This is a genomic window from Halobacillus litoralis, assembly GCF_020524025.1.
GTDB classification, from domain to species: domain Bacteria; phylum Bacillota; class Bacilli; order Bacillales; family Halobacillaceae; genus Halobacillus; species Halobacillus litoralis_D.
Window position 1 is genome coordinate 30289 of the sequence record NZ_JAIVKN010000007.1, and the last position, 20765, is coordinate 51053.

Annotated in this window: 19 protein-coding genes and 2 other annotated features; all 19 genes read right to left on the bottom strand. The window is 43.6% G+C overall.

What is annotated here, in order from left to right:
- Positions 1-99: 99 nt before the first annotated feature.
- The gene (rpoC, locus tag LC036_RS17785) at positions 100-3711 is read right to left on the bottom strand and encodes a DNA-directed RNA polymerase subunit beta' (protein ID WP_226585798.1); all 3612 of its coding nucleotides are present in this window, start codon (positions 3709-3711) and stop codon (positions 100-102) included.
- A gap of 72 nt (positions 3712-3783) precedes the next feature.
- The gene (gene rpoB, locus LC036_RS17790) at positions 3784-7311 is read right to left on the bottom strand and encodes a DNA-directed RNA polymerase subunit beta (protein WP_226585800.1); all 3528 of its coding nucleotides are present in this window, start codon (positions 7309-7311) and stop codon (positions 3784-3786) included.
- 311 nt (positions 7312-7622) lie between these two features.
- Positions 7623-8228 (bottom strand): class I SAM-dependent methyltransferase, encoded by a 606-nt coding sequence (locus LC036_RS17795; protein ID WP_226585802.1) that lies wholly within the window; start codon positions 8226-8228, stop codon positions 7623-7625.
- 80 nt (positions 8229-8308) lie between these two features.
- Positions 8309-8674 carry a 50S ribosomal protein L7/L12 gene (gene rplL, locus LC036_RS17800; RefSeq protein ID WP_226585804.1) on the bottom strand — a complete coding sequence of 122 codons (366 nt, stop codon included), beginning with the start codon at positions 8672-8674 and terminating at the stop codon, positions 8309-8311.
- A 50-nt stretch (positions 8675-8724) separates the two neighbouring features.
- Entirely contained in the window at positions 8725-9225 is a 501-nt protein-coding gene (gene rplJ / locus LC036_RS17805; protein WP_226585806.1) for a 50S ribosomal protein L10, read from the bottom strand.
- 41 nt (positions 9226-9266) lie between these two features.
- Positions 9267-9416, bottom strand: a sequence feature (ribosomal protein L10 leader region).
- 50 nt (positions 9417-9466) lie between these two features.
- Positions 9467-10162 carry a 50S ribosomal protein L1 gene (gene rplA / locus LC036_RS17810; protein WP_226585808.1) on the bottom strand — a complete coding sequence of 232 codons (696 nt, stop codon included), beginning with the start codon at positions 10160-10162 and terminating at the stop codon, positions 9467-9469.
- Positions 10163-10278: 116 nt separating this feature from the next.
- Positions 10279-10704: a 50S ribosomal protein L11 gene (gene rplK, locus LC036_RS17815; RefSeq protein ID WP_035511717.1), complete on the bottom strand. Its 426-nt coding sequence runs from the start codon at positions 10702-10704 to the stop codon at positions 10279-10281.
- Positions 10705-10854: 150 nt separating this feature from the next.
- Positions 10855-11391 (bottom strand): transcription termination/antitermination protein NusG, encoded by a 537-nt coding sequence (nusG, locus tag LC036_RS17820; protein ID WP_226585810.1) that lies wholly within the window; start codon positions 11389-11391, stop codon positions 10855-10857.
- Between the two features lie 133 nt (positions 11392-11524).
- Positions 11525-11695, bottom strand: coding sequence for a preprotein translocase subunit SecE (secE, locus tag LC036_RS17825; protein WP_226585812.1), 171 nt, complete (start codon positions 11693-11695; stop codon positions 11525-11527).
- 40 nt (positions 11696-11735) lie between these two features.
- Positions 11736-11885, bottom strand: a complete 150-nt coding sequence (rpmG, locus tag LC036_RS17830) for a 50S ribosomal protein L33 (RefSeq protein WP_226585853.1) — start codon at positions 11883-11885, stop codon at positions 11736-11738.
- 76 nt (positions 11886-11961) lie between these two features.
- Positions 11962-12618: an RNA polymerase sporulation sigma factor SigH gene (gene sigH / locus LC036_RS17835; RefSeq protein ID WP_226585814.1), complete on the bottom strand. Its 657-nt coding sequence runs from the start codon at positions 12616-12618 to the stop codon at positions 11962-11964.
- 81 nt (positions 12619-12699) lie between these two features.
- Positions 12700-13209: an NYN domain-containing protein gene (locus LC036_RS17840; RefSeq protein ID WP_226585816.1), complete on the bottom strand. Its 510-nt coding sequence runs from the start codon at positions 13207-13209 to the stop codon at positions 12700-12702.
- Between the two features lie 3 nt (positions 13210-13212).
- Complete coding sequence (gene rlmB / locus LC036_RS17845) at positions 13213-13959, bottom strand: 23S rRNA (guanosine(2251)-2'-O)-methyltransferase RlmB (protein ID WP_226585818.1); 747 nt, start codon at positions 13957-13959, stop codon at positions 13213-13215.
- Entirely contained in the window at positions 13952-14362 is a 411-nt protein-coding gene (locus LC036_RS17850) for a Mini-ribonuclease 3 (protein ID WP_226585820.1), read from the bottom strand. The genes rlmB and LC036_RS17850 overlap by 8 nt, the downstream gene beginning before the upstream one ends.
- Before the next feature lie 4 nt (positions 14363-14366).
- Complete coding sequence (gene cysS / locus LC036_RS17855; protein ID WP_226585822.1) at positions 14367-15764, bottom strand: cysteine--tRNA ligase; 1398 nt, start codon at positions 15762-15764, stop codon at positions 14367-14369.
- Positions 15754-16413 carry a serine O-acetyltransferase gene (cysE, locus tag LC036_RS17860; protein ID WP_226585824.1) on the bottom strand — a complete coding sequence of 220 codons (660 nt, stop codon included), beginning with the start codon at positions 16411-16413 and terminating at the stop codon, positions 15754-15756. Before cysE ends, cysS begins: the two co-directional genes overlap by 11 nt.
- Positions 16414-16476: 63 nt before the next feature.
- Positions 16477-16697, bottom strand: a binding site (T-box leader).
- Between the two features lie 44 nt (positions 16698-16741).
- Positions 16742-18211 carry a glutamate--tRNA ligase gene (gltX, locus tag LC036_RS17865; protein ID WP_226585833.1) on the bottom strand — a complete coding sequence of 490 codons (1470 nt, stop codon included), beginning with the start codon at positions 18209-18211 and terminating at the stop codon, positions 16742-16744.
- Between the two features lie 58 nt (positions 18212-18269).
- Positions 18270-19529 carry a bifunctional 2-C-methyl-D-erythritol 4-phosphate cytidylyltransferase/2-C-methyl-D-erythritol 2,4-cyclodiphosphate synthase gene (locus LC036_RS17870; RefSeq protein WP_226585835.1) on the bottom strand — a complete coding sequence of 420 codons (1260 nt, stop codon included), beginning with the start codon at positions 19527-19529 and terminating at the stop codon, positions 18270-18272.
- Between the two features lie 39 nt (positions 19530-19568).
- A complete protein-coding gene (locus LC036_RS17875) occupies positions 19569-20666 on the bottom strand; it encodes a PIN/TRAM domain-containing protein (protein WP_226585837.1) in 1098 nt (365 codons plus the stop codon).
- Positions 20667-20765 lie beyond the last annotated feature (99 nt).

The window sequence follows — 20765 nt, forward strand, 5'->3', positions numbered from 1 at the left end:
TGATTATATTATCACTCACCCAAATGCATGTCAACTGCATTTGGATGAGATTTTGATACTTCCTTGAATTTTACCCTTTGTTAACATCTACTTCTCTAATTATGAGTGTGTGACCTCTTCGGCCGCTTCTGGAACCTCGGTTCTTTGTTGTTCGGACTGCGCTTGGATCTTACGGTATCTGGTCATACCAGTACCAGCAGGAACAAGCTTACCGATAATAACATTCTCTTTCAATCCTAGCAACTCATCACGCTTACCTTTAATCGCTGCATCAGTAAGAACACGTGTAGTTTCCTGGAACGATGCGGCAGACAGGAAGCTGTCTGTTTCAAGAGATGCTTTCGTGATACCGAGAATGACCGGGCGACCAACCGCTGGTTGTCCACCCTCCATAAGAGCTTTTTGGTTCGCTTCTTTAAACTGATGGATCTCAAGAAGTGAGCCAGGAAGAACATCTGTGTCACCAGAATCAAGGACACGTACTTTACGAAGCATCTGGCGGACCATAACTTCTACGTGTTTATCAGAAATTTCTACCCCTTGCATACGGTATACTTTTTGTACTTCTTTAAGGAGATACTCCTGAACTCCATCAAGTCCTTTAATTGTAAGCAATTCTTTCGGATCGATGGAACCTTCAGTGAGCGGCTCTCCGGCTTTCACTTCATCTCCAACAGAAACTTTCATACGCGCGCCATATGGTGCGGTATAAGATCTAGACTCTACTGAGCCTTGAATGACAATTTCTTGTTTCTCTTTCACTTCATTGACTTCGTGTACAGTTCCGTCAATTTCTGTAATGACCGCCTGCCCTTTCGGATTACGGGCCTCTACGATTTCCTGGATACGCGGAAGACCTTGAGTGATGTCATCTCCGGCTACCCCGCCTGTGTGGAAGGTACGCATTGTAAGCTGTGTACCCGGTTCACCGATGGACTGTGCAGCGATGATTCCAACCGCTTCACCCACTTCGACTTCATCTCCAGTCGCAAGGTTACGACCATAACATTTCTTACAAACGCCGTGCTTCGTATTACATGTGAATGCTGTACGAATGACAACCTGTTCTACACCGGACTCTACAATCTGTCTCGCACCGTCTTCAGAAATAACCTGGTTTCTTTCCGCAAGAATATATCCAGTTTCAGGATGCTTCACTGTTTGGAAAGCTGTACGGCCGATTAGACGGTCAATCAGAGGTTCAATAACTTCGGATCCTTCATTAAGAGAAGACACAGGAAGTCCTCTATCTGTACCACAGTCGTCTTCGCGAACAATAACATCCTGGGCTACGTCAACAAGACGACGAGTCAAGTAACCTGAGTCAGCTGTCTTAAGCGCGGTATCGGCAAGACCTTTACGAGCTCCGTGTGTAGAAATAAAGTACTCAAGTACTGTCAGTCCTTCACGGAAACTTGATTTAATCGGAAGTTCAATGATTCGACCAGCCGGGTTGGCCATCAAACCACGCATACCCGCAAGCTGCGTAAAGTTAGATGCGTTACCACGGGCACCTGAATCACTCATCATGAAAATAGGGTTACGCGGGTTCAAGGACTTCATCAGACGATTCTGGATGTCATCTTTAGCCGCAGACCAAATTTCAATGACACGATCATAGCGCTCTTCTTCTGTAATTAAACCACGACGGAATTGTTTCATGACTTTATCGACTTTTTCTTGACCTTCATCCAGAATTTCTTGTTTCTCTGGAAGTACGACAACATCAGAAACACCAACCGTAATACCGGCTTTCGTGGAATAAGCAAAACCAAGGTCCTTCATACGGTCAAGCATCTTAGATGTTTCACTAATGGAGAAGCGTTTGAACACTTCGGCAATAATGTCACCAAGGATGCCTTTCTTGAATGGAGATACCTCTTCACGTTTGGAGATTTCCTCACGGATATCTGTACCTTTTTCAATAAAGTAGTGATCCGGGGTTTTAACCTCCAGGTTCTCTTTCGTTGGTTCATTGATATACGGGAAAGAACTTGGCAGCATTTCGTTGAAGATCAACTTACCAACGGATGTTAATAATAGCTGCTGGTTCTGTTTTTCAGTAAAGGTTTCATTGTTAAGTGAGCTGGCTTGAACAGCTACGCGTGTGTGTAAATGAGCATACCCGTTTTGGTACGCCATTAACGCTTCGTTCAAGTCCTTAAAGAACATACCCTCGCCAATCGCACCTTTCCGCTCTAAGGTCAGGTAGTAGTTACCCAACACCATATCCTGGGAAGGAGTAACGACTGGTTTACCATCTTTAGGGTTAAGGATGTTCTGAGCTGCAAGCATTAAGATACGAGCTTCAGCTTGCGCTTCTGAAGATAACGGTACGTGTACGGCCATTTGGTCACCATCAAAGTCGGCGTTGTATGCTGTACATACAAGCGGGTGCAATCGAATTGCGCGCCCTTCGACAAGCGTTGGCTCAAACGCCTGGATTCCCAAACGGTGCAATGTTGGTGCACGGTTGAGAAGAACAGGGTGTTCTTTAATGACATCTTCTAAGACGTCCCATACTTCATGGTGAACACGTTCGATCTTACGCTTGGCTGATTTGATGTTGTGAGCTAAGCCGCGTGATACAAGTTCTTTCATTACGAAAGGCTTGAACAACTCTAAAGCCATTTCCTTCGGAAGTCCACACTGGTACATCTTAAGTGATGGACCTACGACGATAACGGAACGTCCAGAGTAGTCAACACGTTTACCCAGCAAGTTTTGACGGAAACGTCCCTGCTTACCTTTCAGCATATGAGAAAGGGATTTAAGCGGACGATTGCCAGGCCCGGTTACAGGACGACCGCGACGACCATTGTCAATTAAGGCGTCGACAGCTTCTTGCAGCATACGCTTCTCATTTTGAACAATGATAGTTGGTGCGCCCAAGTCTAATAGACGCTTCAGACGATTGTTACGGTTGATCACACGACGATATAAATCGTTCAAATCAGATGTAGCAAAACGTCCACCGTCCAACTGTACCATCGGACGAAGTTCCGGAGGGATGACAGGAAGTACATCCAGGATCATCCATGATGGGTCGTTACCGGAATGACGGAAGGATTCCAATACTTCAAGGCGCTTGATCGCACGTGTGCGGCGCTGCCCTTGTGCGGTCTTCAACTCTTCTTTTAATGTCTCAACTTCTCCATCGAGATCAATATCAAAAAGAAGTTTACGGATAGCTTCCGCACCCATAGCCGCCTGGAATCCCTGGCCGAACTTCTCGCGGTAAGAACGGTATTCTTTTTCAGATAACAGCTGCTTTTTCTCAAGAGCTGTTTCACCTGGTTCGGTTACAATATAAGCAGCAAAATAAATGACTTCTTCCAGCGCTCTTGGGGACATGTCCAGAACAAGACCCATACGGCTAGGTATGCCTTTAAAGTACCAGATGTGAGAGACAGGAGCAGCTAGTTCCAGGTGTCCCATACGCTCACGGCGTACTTTAGCTTTTGTTACTTCTACACCACAGCGGTCACAAACAACGCCCTTATAGCGGACGCGTTTGTATTTACCACAGTGACATTCCCAGTCTTTTTGCGGGCCGAAGATACGCTCACAGAAAAGACCGTCTTTTTCAGGTTTCAACGTACGATAGTTGATTGTTTCGGGTTTCTTAACCTCACCGTAGGACCAAGAACGAATCTTATCCGGTGAAGCCAGCCCTATTTTCATATACTCAAAGTTATTTACATCTAGCAAGGGGCCTACCTCCCTTTCAGTATCCAGGTTTTACCCTAAGCTTAGAACACGAGCTTCAGCAGTGTTTCTAACTTAATCGTCTAAGTTCAAATTCTCGGATTCTTTGGTTTGCTCTTCTTCAATATCCCGCATTTCAATCTCTTGTTCATCACCAGAAAGGATTTTCACATCCATACCCAGACTTTGAAGCTCCTTGATAAGAACTTTAAAGGATTCTGGAACACCAGGTTCAGGAACATTGTCTCCTTTGACGATGGCTTCGTAAGTTTTAACACGACCGACAACATCGTCAGATTTGACTGTTAAGATCTCTTGCAGAGTATAAGCGGCACCATAAGCTTCAAGTGCCCATACTTCCATTTCACCGAAACGCTGACCACCAAATTGAGCTTTACCACCCAATGGCTGCTGCGTAACAAGGGAATATGGTCCAGTGGAACGCGCATGGAGCTTGTCATCAACCATGTGTGCAAGTTTAATCATATACATAACACCAACAGATACACGGTTATCGAACGGATCTCCAGTACGGCCATCATAAAGGATCGTTTTAGCATCGCGGGCCATCCCTGCTTCTTGCAGTGTTTCCCAAACATCTTCCTCACGGGCTCCATCGAATACAGGAGTAGCTACTCTTTCACCCATTAATCGGGCAGCCATACCCAAGTGCAGTTCAAGCACCTGTCCGATGTTCATACGAGAAGGAACACCAAGCGGGTTCAACATGATATCAACCGGTGTACCATCTGGTAGGAAAGGCATATCCTCTTCAGGAAGGATTTTGGAAATAACACCTTTGTTACCGTGACGACCGGCCATTTTATCCCCTTCAGAAATCTTACGTTTCTGAACGATATACACACGGATCAACTGGTTCACGCCTGGTGGAAGCTCATCCCCGTCTTCACGGTTGAAGATTTTAACATCAAGAACAATACCACCTGCACCGTGTGGCACACGCAGGGAAGTATCACGTACTTCGCGGGCTTTTTCACCAAAGATCGCGTGAAGAAGACGCTCTTCGGCGGAAAGCTCGGTTACACCTTTAGGAGTAACTTTACCTACCAGAAGATCTCCATCGCTTACTTCGGCTCCGACACGGATAATTCCACGATCATCCAAGTCACGTAAAGCATCTTCACCGACGTTTGGAATGTCACGCGTGATTTCTTCAGGTCCAAGTTTCGTGTCTCGTGCTTCAGATTCATATTCTTCAATGTGGATAGAAGTATACACATCATCTTTCACAAGACGCTCACTCATAATAATGGCATCCTCATAGTTGTAACCGTCCCAAGTCATGAAGGCTACTAGAGGGTTCTGTCCAAGAGCCAGTTCACCCATATCCATGGATGGACCGTCTGCAAGAATTTCTCCCTGTTTTACACGATCTCCTTTAGATACGATCGGGCGCTGGTTGTAGCAGCTTCCTTGGTTAGAACGAATGAATTTCTGCAGGCGGTAGCGGTCAAGGTCACCTTCAACCTCTTTGCCATCTACTTCAGAAATACGGCGGACGCGGACTTCTTTCGCTTCCACGCGTTCCACGATACCCTCGTGTCTGCAGATAACTGCAGCTCCTGAGTCTTTACCGGACACGTACTCCATACCTGTACCAACAAGAGGAGCATCAGGTTTAAGCAATGGTACAGCTTGACGCTGCATGTTTGCACCCATCAAGGAACGGTTGGAGTCATCGTTCTCAAGGAAAGGAATACATGCTGTTGCGGCTGATACAACCTGCTTAGGTGATACGTCCATGTAATCCAAGCGATCACGAGCTACGACTGTGTTTTCACCACGGAAACGAGCAATAACTTCTTCGTCCGTAAACGCTCCGTCTTCATCAAGCTTCGCGTTGGCCTGAGCCACAACATAGTTGTCTTCCTCATCTGCTGTCAGATAGTCGATTTGAGCAGTTACTTTATTTGTATCTGGATCAACACGACGATACGGCGTTTCAATAAAGCCGAACTCATTGACTTTCGCATAGGATGACAGGGAGTTAATCAAACCGATGTTTGGTCCCTCAGGCGTTTCGATCGGACACATACGTCCATAGTGGGAGTAGTGTACGTCACGAACTTCGAAACCTGCACGTTCACGCGTTAAACCACCCGGTCCTAATGCAGATAGACGACGCTTGTGCGTCAGCTCAGCTAATGGGTTCGTTTGGTCCATAAACTGTGATAATTGCGAGCTGCCAAAGAACTCTTTGATTGATGCAATTACCGGACGAATGTTAATTAACTGCTGTGGTGTAATCGATGAAGTATCCTGAATGGACATACGCTCACGTACCACACGCTCCATACGGGACAGACCAATACGGAATTGATTCTGTAGAAGCTCTCCAACTGAACGTAAACGACGGTTACCTAGGTGGTCGATGTCGTCTGTTCCGCCAACGTCATGCAATAAGTTAAAGAAATAACTGATTGAGGACAGGATGTCGGCTGGAGTGATGTTCTTAACATCCCGGTCAATATTCGCATTGCCGATAACATTGATCGCACGTTCACCTTCCGGGTCGGTAGGGTCAACGATTTTGACAGACTGCACTTGAATTGGCTCTTCAAGAACGCCATCAACCGGATCTAATGACTCTTCACTCAATGTACCTTCTGCATCATCGAAGAGAGGAATCAATTTATTTAAGAGACGGCGGTCAATCTTGTCGCCTTTCTCTGCTATCACTTCGCCTGTTTCCTCATCAACTAACGTTTCCGCCAGCGTCTGGTTGAACAAACGATCTTTAATGTGAAGTTTCTTGTTCATTTTATAACGACCGACTCGGGCTAAATCATAGCGCTTCGGATCGAAGAATCGGGAAACTAGTAAGCTTTTCGCATTTTCTACTGTAGGCGGCTCGCCAGGGCGTAGACGCTCGTAGATTTCCAGCAACGCTTTTTCAGTATTCTCCGTATTGTCTTTTTCCAGCGTATTCTTAAGGTATTCGTTGTCCCCGATCAGATCAATGATCTCTTGGTCGGTTCCAAATCCTAAAGCACGCAGTAGAACGGTGATCGGCAGCTTACGCGTACGGTCGATACGAACGTGTACAACATCCTTCGCATCTGTTTCAAATTCAAGCCAAGCCCCACGGTTTGGAATCACCGTAGCCGTGTAGCCTCTCTTACCATTCTTATCAATCTTCTTATTGAAGTACACACTTGGAGAACGAACAAGCTGAGAAACGATGACACGTTCAGCACCATTAATTACGAAGGTACCTGTGTCCGTCATTAGAGGGAAATCCCCCATAAAGACTTCTTGTTCTTTCACTTCGCCTGTCTCATTATTCAAGAGACGAACTTTCACACGAAGTGGTGCGTTGTAAGTTACATCTCGATCCTTTGACTCATCGACTGGATACTTTGGTTCGCCAAGGCTATAGTCTACAAACTCAAGCGATAAATTACCTGTGAAATCCTCGATTGGAGAAATATCCTGGAACATTTCTTTCAAACCTTCTTTTAAGAACCAATCATAAGAAGCGGTTTGAATTTCAATCAAGTTCGGTAATTCTAATACCTCACTGATGCGTGCATAACTTCTGCGCTGGCGGTGTCGTCCATACTGAACTAGTTGACCTGTCAACTGATTCACCCCTCAAATCAAGCATTTTAATAACGAAAAAAGGGTTCGGCAAGACATGCCGAACAGGCTTGCGGTTGATCTTGCCACAAGCACTATTTAAACATCTGCCTCACAGCAAATGGTGATTCTTCATTTCTCTCTAACGTTAGACAAAAAAGAAAAAGGCTTTTCATACGTAAAAACCCCATTACTTTCAGTGTTCGATTTTACCATTCTGACCATCTATTAACTTTTTTATACCTATTTCTTAAAAAAGCCTTGACACGGAACAGATATATTGGCATTTTCCAATACTAGCACAACCAATAGGGCTAGTCAAATTTCTTAGCGTTAAGGATATAATACCCCTTGCGCTTTTCTACCACACCTGCATTTCCGAACAATTCTTCTAATTTCTGTTTAGCAGATGGAGCCCCTTGCTTCTTTTGAATAACGACCCACAGCTCACCTTCATTAAGTAAAGCCTCTTTCGCTTCTTCAAACATAGAATGGACCACTTTTTTACCTGCACGAATCGGCGGATTTGTCAGGATAGAAGCAAACTTCTGCCCTTCAATCCCTTTCAGGCGGTCACTTTCTTTAATCGTAACGTTAGAAACATCGTTAGCCACGGCGTTCTTCTTAGCTAAGTTCAACGCACGTTCATTCACGTCTACCATCACAACATGACGATTTTCAAAGGTTTTAGCTAAAGACAGGCCGATCGGTCCATACCCGCATCCTAAATCAAGAATGTCTCCATCAATTTCAGGCGGGCGGTAGGAGTCAATCAACAGCCGCGAACCATAATCGACTTCTTTTTTCGAGAAGACCGCATGATCCGTAGTAAAAGTAAAAGGATGCCCTTTCAACTCGAAAGACCACGTTTTTTCTTCACTCACCGTCGATGTTTTCTTTGAATAGTAATGCTCTGACATACCCGAACACCTTCTTTATTTATCTATTAAGAAAAAGAAAGCCCGCCGAAAAATCAGCGAGCTTTACTTCAAACATTCTCTTACTTAACTTCGACAGTTGCGCCTGCTTCTTCAAGCTGAGATTTGATTTCTTCAGCTTCTTCTTTAGAGATGCCTTCTTTGATTTTAGCTGGAGCGCCATCAACCATTTCTTTAGCATCTTTAAGACCAGCACCAGTGATTTCACGAACTGCTTTAACAACTTTGATCTTAGAAGATCCAGCAGATTCTAGTACTACATCAAATTCAGTTTGCTCTTCAGCAGCTTCGCCACCTGCAGCAGGGCCACCAACAGCTACTGGAGCTGCAGCAGATACACCAAATTCTTCTTCAATTGCTTTAACTAGGTCGTTAAGCTCAAGAACAGACATTTCTTTAATCGCTTCGATAATTTGTTCGTTAGACATGAGAAATTTCCTCCTTAGTTTTTGTTGTTATAGTTTAAACGAACGCTAACTTACGCGCTTTCTTCTTCTTTTTGATCCGCAATAGCTTTCGTTGCATATGCAAAGTTGCGGATAGGTGCTTGTAGTACGCTTAGGAACATAGATACAAGACCTTCGTAGTTTGGAAGGTTTGCAAGTTCTGTGATTTGCTCAAGAGTTGCAACTTGTCCTTCAACCACTCCACCTTTAATTTCAAGGTTGTCGTGATCCTTAGCAAAGTTGTTAAGGATTCTAGCTGGCGCTACTGCGTCATCTGGATGGAATGCCAAGGCCGTTGGTCCTTGTAGCACTTCATTAAGTTCAGTCAGTTCAACTTCTGCTGCCGCACGGCGAGTCATAGTGTTTTTATACACTTTGAAATCGACGCCCGCATCGCGAAGCTGTGTACGAAGTTCAGTAACTTCTGCTACATCAAGTCCACGGTAATCTACTAGTACAGCAGATTTACTGTTGCGGAACTTGTCAGCCAACTCAGATACAACCTGTTTCTTCTGTTCGATAACACTGCTCATTGTTCCACCTCCTATTGACTTTTCATCATACCGTTCGAAGGTTTTACTAATAAAAAACACCTCCACATAGACATGGAGGTGTTTATATAGTGCAGGGCGTAATGCGCTGCTCTATTTATATCACACACCTCGGCAGGAAGTTTAAGCGGCAGAGCCACACCTGCTGTCTACGGTATAACGTATTCATTTATACAACGCTACCTAGTATATATCACTAGAAGCGGGAAGTCAACACTTTTTATTACTTCGTGTAACCAGAAACGTCAACTTTGATTCCAGGTCCCATTGTGGAAGAGACAGCAGCGTTACGCATATAAGTTCCCTTAGATGCTTGAGGCTTCGCTTTCACTAGAGTATCAGTGATCGCTGCGAAGTTTTCAGCCAGCTTCTCTTCATCGAAAGATGCTTTTCCGATTGGAACATGGATGTTAGCCGCTTTATCAACACGGTATTCAACTTTACCGGCTTTGATTTCATTAACAGCTTTTTCTACTTCGAATGTTACTGTGCCAGTTTTAGGGTTCGGCATAAGACCTTTTGGTCCTAGTACACGACCTAGTTTACCAACCTCAGCCATCATGTCAGGTGTTGCAACGACTACATCAAACTCAAACCAACCTTGGTTGATTTTGCTGATAAGGTCCTGCTCGCCTACAAAGTCAGCTCCAGCCGCTTCTGCTTCTTTCGCTTTATCACCTTTAGCGAAAACAAGTACGCGCTGTGATTTACCAGTACCGTGTGGAAGCACCATTGCTCCACGGATTTGCTGGTCTGCTTTCTTAGGATCTACACCCAGACGAAAAGCTGCTTCTACAGTTTCATCAAAGTTTGCTTTTGCTGTTTCTTTTACAAGCTTGATCGCTTCTTGCACGTCATAAGCTTTTGTACGGTCAACAAGTTTTTGAAGTTCTTGTTGCTTTTTCGTTTTTTTAGCCATTATAATTTCCTCCTCGTTGTGGTTTTAACGGATTTTCCTCCCACGAATAAAGGTTGCGAAAGAGTCACAAGCTCCTTTTCCGCAACCTTTTCCTATCTCCATGTGACGATGTGGGATTAATCTTCGATTGTGATTCCCATGCTGCGCGCGGTACCTTCGACCATACGCATTGCAGCTTCAACGTCAGCAGCATTCAAATCAGGCATTTTTGTTTCTGCGATTTCGCGAACTTGATCGCGTTTAACAGAAGCAACTTTGTTACGGTTTGGTTCACCGGAACCTGATTCAACACCAGCAGCTTTCTTAAGAAGAACAGCAGCAGGCGGAGTTTTCGTAACGAATGTAAAGGAACGGTCTTCATAAACCGTGATTTCAACTGGAATAATCGTACCCGCTTGTTCCTGTGTACGAGCGTTAAACTCCTTACAGAAACCCATGATATTGATACCTGCTTGACCTAGTGCCGGTCCTACTGGCGGCGCTGGGTTTGCTTTACCCGCAGGAATCTGAAGCTTTACAACATTAATAACTTTTTTAGCCACGAGACACACCTCCTTAAAGTCCGTGATGTGGTAATAGGGTTCAACCCCTCCCACTCCATTGCGCTATGCAATCGCCCTTTTTCTAGGGCACATATAGAACATAAAAATTCTAGCATCTTTATCTCTAATATGCAAGGGAAGAGAAAAATTTTATAACTTTTCGATCTGAGTGAAGTCCAACTCTACTGGAGTTTCGCGACCGAACATATTGACATGGACCTTAACTTTTTGTTTATCCGTATCAATGTACTCAATCGTACCCGTGAAGTTAGCGAAAGGTCCATCCGTTACTGTAACACTTTCCTTCACCTCAAAGTCAATCTCTGCTTTCGGCTGCTCATTCATGCCCATTCTCTTAAGAACGGTTTCTACTTCTTCAGGTAAAAGAGGGATCGGTTTTGAACCGGAGCCTGTGGACCCGACGAATCCAGTAACACCCGGCGTGTTCCTTACAACATACCAAGAATCATCAGTCATGACCATTTCAGCCAGAACATAACCTGGGAATACCTTCTTTTTCGCAATCTTCTTTTTACCATTTTTTATTTCAGCTTCTTCATCCTCTGGGACAAGGACACGGAAGATTTTATCTTCCATTCCCATTGATTCAACACGCTTTTCAAGGTTCGTTTTCACTTTGTTTTCATAACCTGAATAGGTGTGCACAACATACCATCTTTTTTCCATAATCACAGGACAAGTGCTTGCCCTTCCCTCCCTTATACTAGAGTAACGAAAACTATTCCAACATGAAAAAACCCGCAGAACGGGTTTTTGTAAGTCTATCTCCTATTATAGCATAAAATCCACTCTACTATTCTTAAGCAATGAGTTCAAGCACTTGGGAAATCCCAAGATCTACAATAGCGAAGAACACAGCCACGAAAATGACAGTAAATAAAACAGTAATTGTATAGCGGGTCAATTCCTGTCCCTTAGGCCAGCTTACCTTTTTCATTTCTCGTGCTACATTCTTAAAAAACTTAAACATCCTACAATACCCCCAAACTTTCGCCTACTGGCAGCTTTCTCTATTTTGTCTCTCGATGCAAAGTATGTTCGCCGCAGTTTTTGCAGAACTTTCGAACCTCAAGACGTTCAGATTGGTTAGATCGGTTTTTATATGAACTATAGTTTCGATTTTGACATTTTGTACAAGCCAATATGACTTTTTTTCTCAATTCCGACACCTCGATTGTAGAGGTTTACGTTTACTCAATTAATGTAGCACTCTTACTTATGACTGTCAATGCAGCCTTAAAGCGTAATCTCATTGACTTCCAAGTACTTTTCGAGCTTTCTTTTCACCCGTTGAAGTGCATTATCAATAGATTTTACATGACGGTCCAGCTCAACTGAAATCTCTTGATAAGATCGTCCATCCAGATAGAGAGCCAGTACTTTTCTTTCAAGATCACTTAACAATTCAGACATCTTTTCTTCCATATCGGCAAACTTTTCCTTGTTTACGATTAGCTCCTGAGGGTCAATAGCTTTAGACCCGGCAATGACATCAAGCAATGTACGATCTGACTCTTCATCATAGATAGGCTTGTCCAAAGAAACGTAGGAGTTTAAAGGGATATGTTTCTGTCTAGTGGCGGTTTTAATAGCGGTAATAATCTGGCGGGTGACACATAACTCTGCAAATGCTTTAAAAGAAGAGAGTTTCCCTTCTCTGTAATCACGGATCGCTTTGTAAAGACCAATCATGCCTTCCTGGACGATATCTTCCCGGTCTGCGCCAATTAGGAAATATGTCCGAGCTTTAGCCCGAACAAAATTCTTATACTTGTTGATCAAGTAATCAAGCGCCTGGACCTGCCCCTGATTAATCTTTTCAACGATCGCCTCATCTTCAAGTTTGCTAAGATCCAACTCGTTGGTGCTTTTCTCCGTTTGTAAGATGCTCACACAGGATCCCTCCGACCGTGCTACCTCAATATAGCAATATTATACAGTAAGCGCTTGAAAAGCGTCAACAAGTTGTCAGAATTATTTATCTCCTCTCCGCCATTTCTCGAACAATTCCCGCATTTCTTTTTTAATAGGAATCTTCGACTGATAGGGGTATTGGTTCTGGCTTTCTACATCTTTCTCTATCTGATTTTCTATGTTTTTCAGCTCTATATGAAGCTCTCTTGCAGATTTCCGGAATGCTCCCTGCCCAAAAATCGTACGCTGTTCAGCATAATCCGATGTAGCTACGTACACCTGTGTACGGACATCATTCAATTCACCGGCAAGTTTTTCAATGCGTTCATCAGCTGTTTCATTCTCTTTCGTAAAGATTACTTCAACTTTGTAATTTTTTTGTTTTTTTTCAAGACCACGAACATGATAGGCGTCAAAAACAATGATGATACGATCGCCAGTATAAGATTGGTACTCAGCCATCATTTCTATAAGCAGGTCCCTGGCCTGGCCAAGGTCTTGTTCTTTCAGCCTTTGTAGCTCAGACCAAGCACCAATCATGTTGTAACCATCTACGATAAGGACATTCATTTGTTAATCACCCAGTGGGTGACGCTTTCGGAAGACTTCGTACATTAGTAAAGACGCAGAGACAGAAGCATTCAGCGATGTAACCTTTCCGACCATTGGTAAACTTACGGTCCAATCACACTTTTCCTTAGTTAATCGACTCATTCCACGGCCCTCACTGCCTATAACTAAGGCTATAGGCATATTACCGTCAAGCTGTCGATAATCTTCTGTTCCACCTGCATCTGTACCTACTACCCATACAAAACGTTCTTTAAGTTCATCAATAGTACGAGCAAGATTCGTTACACGAGCAACCGGAATATGTTCAATAGCCCCGGTGGATGTTTTCGCTACTGTGGCTGTCAGGGCAACAGAACGTCTTTTTGGAATAATTACTCCATGAACTCCACTTGCATCGGCCGTTCTCAATATGGATCCCAAATTATGCGGGTCTTCAAGTTCATCACAAATAATGAAAAAAGGAGCTTCCCCTTTCTCTTCTGCTTTCGCAAAAAGATCTTCTATATCGCTGTACTCGTATGCTGCAACAGAAGCTATAACACCCTGATGATTCCCGTCAACCAGCTGGTCAATTTTCTTTTTAGGCACCTTTTGTACAAGAACACCTTGTTCTTTGGCCAACTGATCCAGCTTTTTATACGCTTGGTATTGAAGCTGATCGGAAACCATCACCTTATTAATTGATCGTCCTGAACGGATGGCTTCCTGTACAGGGTTTTTACCGATAATCCACTCTCCACTACTCATTTAACTCACTCCTTCCTTCGACAACTTTTACTGCATGGTCAATGAGCGTCTCCAGCCTTTCTGTTTGACCAGACAAGTAGAGAAATCCCAAAACCGCTTCAAAAGCCGTAGAATATCTGTACGTTTGTACATTTGTATTTTTCGGGACAGAGCCTGATTTTGCATTTCTCCCCCGACGTAAAACCCCTTCTTCTTCTTCCGTTAAAAGGTTACTTTCCTGCCAGGCTTGGACAACTTTGGCCTGGGCTGCCGCAGACACAAACTGAATTGCAGCCTGATGTAAGTGCTGGGGCTTTATTTCTCCCTGCTCAAGTAAATGGCGACGCACATAAAGCTCATAAACAGAATCGCCCATATAAGCGAGGGCAAGACTCTTCATTTGTTTGACATTTGAAAGTGTCATACCTTTACCCCCGCTTCCAGCGCGTTCCCTGTGAAGTATCTTCCAGGATAATGTTACGGTCTTTTAATTCATCACGGATTTGATCGGCACGTTCAAAGTCCCGATTTTTTCTAGCTTGCTTCCGCTCTTCGAGAAGCGCATCAATCTCCTCATCGAGTAGTTCTTCCTGAGAACTTAGGACAATGCCCAATACCCCTGCCAATTCCTCAAAGGCTTCTTCGAAAGCACGTAGAACTTTTTCATGCGTCTGTTCTTCCTGCAGGTATAAATTAGCAGTTTTAGTTAAATCAAAAAGTACAGATATGGCATTAGCTGTATTAAAGTCGTCATCCATCTCTTTAATGAATTGTTCTTTTAATTTCTCTACTTTTTCAATCCATGATAGATCTTCCTGCAGGTTCATACTTGTCGTCTTACGGTGCTGGATATTCTCATAGGCATTCTTAATGCGGTCAAAGCTGCTTTTAGCACCCTTCAGCAACTCATCACTAAAGTTAATTGGGTGGCGGTACTGCACACTCAACATAAAGAACCGGATGACCTGTGGATCATGCTTCTTAACTAAGTCATGCGCAAGAATAAAGTTTCCAAGAGATTTTGACATTTTCTCGTTATCAATATTGATATATCCATTATGCATCCAATAGCGTGCAAAGGATTCTCCATTATGGGCTTCGGATTGTGCGATTTCGTTCTCGTGGTGTGGGAAAGTTAAATCCTGCCCTCCAGCATGAATATCTATCGTATCCCCGAGGTATTTCTTCGCCATTGCAGAACACTCAATGTGCCAGCCAGGACGACCGGTGCCCCAAGGACTCTCCCAGGTAATCTCGCCTTCTTTCGCGTTTTTCCAAAGCGTGAAATCAAGAGGGTCTTCTTTTTTATCTCCAACTTCGATTCGAGAACCAGAGCGCAGTTCATCCACAGATTGATGGGAAAGTTTTCCGTAAGAGTCGAATGAGCGGGTACGGAAATAAACGTCCCCGCCTGCTTCATAAGCGTACCCTTTATCAATTAAACCTTGGATAAAATCAACGATTTCATCCATATTTTCTGTCACACGCGGATGATCGACGGCTTCTTTAACTCCAAGTGCTCCAACATCTTCTTTGTATGCAGCAATGAAGCGGTTGGCAATCTCTGTTACGCCTTCTCCCATTTCATTGGCTGCTTTAATTAACTTATCATCGACATCTGTAAAGTTTAAGACGTAGTGAACGTCGTACCCCCGGTATTCAAAATAGCGGCGGACAGTGTCAAAAACGATTGCCGGTCTTGCGTTACCAATGTGAATGTAGTTGTATACCGTTGGTCCACATACATACATTTTTACTTTGCCTTCTTCTAAAGGCTGAAATGGTTCCTTTTTGCGAGTTAAGGTGTTATATATATTAATCGCCATTTTGTTTCACTCCTTCTGTAACATTCATGTGTTCACGTAGTTGTTTAATTTCTTTTTCAAGGATGTTCAACCGATCATAGACAGGGTCAGGGAGCTTATGGTGATCAAGGTTTTTCTGGACCTTCTTCCCATTTTGAATAACCACATGTCCGGGAATCCCTACTACAGTAGAGTTATTCGGAACATCTTTGAGAACGACAGAGCCTGCACCGACTTTCGAATTCTCACCAATTGTAATGGAGCCAAGCACCTTAGCGCCTGTGGCTACAAGAGAGTTATCTAAAAGGGTTGGGTGCCTCTTTCCTTTTTCTTTCCCCGTACCCCCGAGCGTCACTCCTTGGAAGATCGTTACGTTATCACCAATCTCACAGGTTTCCCCAATGACAACTCCCATTCCGTGATCGATAAAGAAGCGACGGCCAATCTTAGCCCCAGGATGTATTTCTATCCCCGTCAAGAAGCGGCTCCATTGAGAAATGAGCCTTGCCAAGAAGAAAAACTTACGTTTATGACAAGCATGGGCCACCCGGTGCGCCCAAATTGCATGTAAGCCTGAATACGTCAGAATTACCTCAATATATGAACGAGCAGCAGGATCCTGGTCAAACACCACATCTACATCTTCTTTAAACATTTTCATCAGCCCCATACTTGCTCCCCTCCTTAAAATGAACCATACGTGCAATAAAAAAACGCGTCTCTGTGCCGACGGCACAGAGACGCGTTTTTACGTGGTCCCACTCTGTTTGGGAAAGTTTACACACTCTCCCCTCTTCAACCTCAGTAACGGAAGGCAACCGCCCCGGCATACTCTTATTTCAACCAAGGACTCAGAGGTGCATTTCAAAGCGTGCTCAACGAACCACTTCCAGCCTCAGTGATTCTCTCTGTGGAAGAGCCATGACTTTTACTTCTCCTCATCAACGTTTCGTATAGGTAACTCTACTATATGATATTATCCCAAGGTTGTGAACAATTTAACCTTGTAATTTATTTAATACATCATCAAGGCGCACGATTACCGTTTCAAGACCGAGCAGATGAATAGCGTTTGGAAGCTCAGGGCCATGAGTCTGTCCAGTCGTAGCAACACGAACAGGCATGAATAATTTCTTACCCTTATGTCCTGTTTCTTTCTGGACAGCCTTCACCTGCGCTTTAATATTTTCCGGTGTGAATTCATCCAGCTCTTGAAGGTTCTTCTTGAATGTTTCCAGAACTTCAGGAACTTGTTCCCCTTGAAGTACCTCCATAGCCGCTTCATCATACTGAATCTCTTTCTTGAAGAAAAGATCCGTAAGTTCTACAATTTCCGCACCATAGTTTAATTGTTCTTGATAAAGAGCAATTAATTCGCGCGTCCATTTCTGATCTGCATCACTCATGTCTTCTGATAAACGTCCTGCTTCGACTAAGTGAGGGAGAGCAAGCTCAACTACACGATCCAAATCAGCCGTTTTAATATATTGGTTGTTCATCCATTTCAGCTTCGCTGCGTCGAATACAGCCGGAGAAGTTGATAAACGTTCTGCATCAAAGATATCAATTAATTTTTCCTGAGTGAAGATCTCTTCTTCCCCTACCGGAGACCAGCCAAGAAGGGTGATGAAGTTAAACAGTGCTTCCGGCAGATAGCCTAAGTTTTTGTACTGCTCGATAAACTGAAGAATGTGTTCATCGCGTTTACTTAATTTCTTGCGTTCCTCATTAAGGATCAGCGTCATATGTCCGAATTTCGGAGGTTCCCAGCCGAAAGCTTCGTATACCATCATCTGCTTGGGTGTATTGGAAATATGCTCTTCGCCACGTAGAACATGAGTAATGTTCATTAAATAGTCATCAATCGCAACAGCAAAATTGTACGTAGGTGTTCCGTTTTTCTTAACGATGACCCAATCGCCGAAATCACCAGATTCAAACGTAATTTCTTCTCTTACGATATCGTTAAAAGTGTACGTATGGTTCTCAGGCACACGGATACGAATACTTGGCTGACGGCCTTCCGCTTCAAATTGCGCGATCTGCTCCTCAGTTAGGTCGCGGTGGGCACCAGAATACTTCGGAGCCTCTCCTCGTGCCATCTGCGCTTCACGTTCAGCTTCTAATTCTTCTTCTGTCACATAGCACTTGTAGGCAAGTCCACGCTCCAACAGTTCATCCACATATTTCTTGTAAATATCAAGGCGTTCCATCTGACGGTAAGGTCCATATTCTCCACCTTTATCCGGGCTTTCATCCCATTCGATACCAAGCCAGTTGAGATAATTGAGCTGGCTCTGCTCTCCACCTTCTACATTTCGCTTTTCATCCGTATCCTCAATACGAATTACCATCTTACCTCCAGCGTTTCTAGCATACAGGTAATTGAATAGAGCTGTCCTGGCATTACCAATGTGCAGGTGCCCTGTTGGACTTGGTGCATAACGCACTCGAACTTCATTTGACATAATTGTTCTCCTTTCATCATTCCGGTCTTTATCCTTGAACTATTTTATCATTTTTTGTCTAAGAATGCTGACTATTTTGCAACAGAACTACAGCTTGTGCAGCTATACCTTCTTTACGCCCGGCAAACCCTAGTTTCTCTGTTGTTGTCGCTTTAATGTTTATACGAGATTCCTCGGTTCCTAGAAGGGTTGCGATATTCTTCCTGATCGTATCGATATAAGGTGCCATTTTTGGGGCTTGTGCAATGACGGTGCAATCCATGTTCCCAAGTTCAAATCCACGCTCTGTAATTATGCCCCATACATGCTGCAGCAGCCGACCGGAGTCAGCGTCTTTAAACTCAGGATCTGTGTCAGGAAAATGCTTGCCGATATCCCCTTCTCCAATTGCTCCAAGGCAGGCGTCCGCGATTGTATGGAGTAAAACATCCGCGTCCGAATGGCCTAACAACCCTTTTTCGTATGGAATCTCTATTCCACCAATAATGCACGGACGGCCTTCGGTGAGCTGATGTACATCAAATCCCTGTCCTATTCGAAACATCGGATCATCCCCTATCTTTTCTTCTTTTTGATTGTTTATATAGGCTTCCGCCTTATGTAAATCCTCAGGAGTCGTTAATTTTATATTGTCGTAACTTCCCTCAACAATGGCTACTTCTCTTCCCATCCGCTCTACTAAAGAAGCATCATCTGTGCCGTAGTATCCACGTTTGTTCGCTTGTTCATGCGCGTCATAGATCAAATCAAATGCAAAAGACTGCGGAGTCTGCGCTGCCCACAGTGTATGACGATCAAGAGTCGTTAACCGGTTTCCATCTCTTTGCTTAATTGTATCTGTTACAGGAACAGCGAGTAGAGCCGCTTCTTTTTCCAGTGTCGTCGCCGCCAGCTGATGGAGCAGTTCTTTTGAAACAAAGGGCCTTGCACCATCATGAATAAAAACAGGAAGATCTACGTTTGTAACTACCGACAAACCTGCAAAAACACTATCTTGCCTTTCTGCTCCCCCATCTACCAATCGAATCTCTTTTTCTATTGGATAATCGAGCAGCAATTGTTCCATTTGCGAACGCTCCCGCTTATTTGTTACTAAAATAAGCTCTTCGCACCATTCATCCCTTTCGAATAACTGAAGGGTATGCATAATCAGCGGTTTCTGATTTATCATTAAAAATTGCTTGTTGCGCCCGGCAAGCATGCGTTTGCCCTGCCCAGCCGCAAGTACGATCGCTGTATATTTTGTCATAGTATCCACCTTGAGCTTCAAAAGCTTTTTGTTAAGATCCTCAGAAACAACAAAAGCGATAACACGCATGTTATCACTTTTGCCATTCTCTATTTGTTTATACCGTTTTTATAAAGCTTTTTCAAGTGATTTCGGTTTAGCAAAAATCATACGTCCTGCTGATGTCTGCAGCACACTGGTGACCACTACTTCAATAGTCTTCCCAATGTAATCTTTTCCTTCTTCTACGACAATCATGGTGCCATCGTCTAGATAAGCAACCCCTTGATTTTGTTCCTTCCCGTCCTTGATGACTTGAATCTTCATCTCTTCTCCAGGAAGAACAACCGGCTTCACAGCATTTGCCAGGTCGTTAATATTTAAGACTTGGACATTTTGAAACTCACAGACTTTATTTAAATTAAAATCATTCGTTACAACAATTCCGTTCATGACTTTCGCGAGTTTCACAAGCTTACTGTCCACTTCCTGAATATCTTCAAAGTCCCCTTCATATATCTCCACATTTACAGGAAGATCTTTTTGAAGACGGTTAAGTATATCCAGACCTCGTCGACCACGATTTCTCTTTAGTCCGTCAGATGAATCGGCAATGTGCTGCAATTCTTCCAATACGAATTGAGGAATGACAATGGTTCCTTCCAAGAAATGCGTTTCGCATATATCTGCAATTCTTCCATCGATGATGACACTTGTATCCAGTATTTTTCTTTTGGGAATTAAGGAAGAATCGACTTTTTCATTCGCTTGAGAATCCTCATCTTCCGGCTTTCTATCCTTCTTGGACACTAAACTTAAAAATTCATCCTTCCGTTTAAAGCCAACTTGAAAACCTAAGTAACCAAGTAAAACGGTTAAAGCAATAGGTACAACCTGATTAATAACCTGGATCTGAATATCTTGTACAAACACATTGATTAGATAGGCGATAAGTAGACCAACAATTAAACCAAGACTTCCAAACAATAGGTCTGGTACCGGGGCTCGAACTAATGAGTCTTCCACCCACCTGATAAAATCCACAATATAGTCCACGACCCAAAATGTTAATAAAAATAAAATAAGTGCTCCTAGTACGGCTCCAAGGACGGATTGTATCCAAACCTGCCAAGTAAGCCCCATGGTTGTAAATAGCTCTGGAAAATAGAGGTAACCGATTGTTCCGCCGGTTATTACAATAAACAACTGTACGATACGTTTAAGCACTTGTATTCACCTCCTCAATCACAGTATGACCAAACCTCACAACCATTAATCATATAAATAGGAATGATGGTTTCTAACTTAGCACAACTTCCAAAATAA

Bases quoted from the DNA above. Each gene is read 5' to 3' on its own strand.
- LC036_RS17795 (WP_226585802.1), bottom strand. From the start codon at position 8,228: ATGTCAGAGCATTACTATTCAAAGAAAACATCGACGGTGAGTGAAGAA.
- rplL (WP_226585804.1), bottom strand. From the start codon at position 8,674: ATGTCTAACGAACAAATTATCGAAGCGATTAAAGAAATGTCTGTTCTT.
- rplJ (WP_226585806.1), bottom strand. From the start codon at position 9,225: ATGAGCAGTGTTATCGAACAGAAGAAACAGGTTGTATCTGAGTTGGCT.
- rplA (WP_226585808.1), bottom strand. From the start codon at position 10,162: ATGGCTAAAAAAACGAAAAAGCAACAAGAACTTCAAAAACTTGTTGAC.
- nusG (WP_226585810.1), bottom strand. From the start codon at position 11,391: ATGGAAAAAAGATGGTATGTTGTGCACACCTATTCAGGTTATGAAAAC.
- secE (WP_226585812.1), bottom strand. From the start codon at position 11,695: ATGTTTAAGTTTTTTAAGAATGTAGCACGAGAAATGAAAAAGGTAAGC.
- LC036_RS17840 (WP_226585816.1), bottom strand. From the start codon at position 13,209: ATGAATGTCCTTATCGTAGATGGTTACAACATGATTGGTGCTTGGTCT.
- rlmB (WP_226585818.1), bottom strand. From the start codon at position 13,959: ATGAGTAGTGGAGAGTGGATTATCGGTAAAAACCCTGTACAGGAAGCC.
- LC036_RS17850 (WP_226585820.1), bottom strand. From the start codon at position 14,362: ATGACACTTTCAAATGTCAAACAAATGAAGAGTCTTGCCCTCGCTTAT.
- cysS (WP_226585822.1), bottom strand. From the start codon at position 15,764: ATGGCGATTAATATATATAACACCTTAACTCGCAAAAAGGAACCATTT.
- cysE (WP_226585824.1), bottom strand. From the start codon at position 16,413: ATGGGGCTGATGAAAATGTTTAAAGAAGATGTAGATGTGGTGTTTGAC.
- gltX (WP_226585833.1), bottom strand. From the start codon at position 18,211: ATGTCAAATGAAGTTCGAGTGCGTTATGCACCAAGTCCAACAGGGCAC.
- LC036_RS17870 (WP_226585835.1), bottom strand. From the start codon at position 19,529: ATGCGTGTTATCGCTTTTGTTGTTTCTGAGGATCTTAACAAAAAGCTT.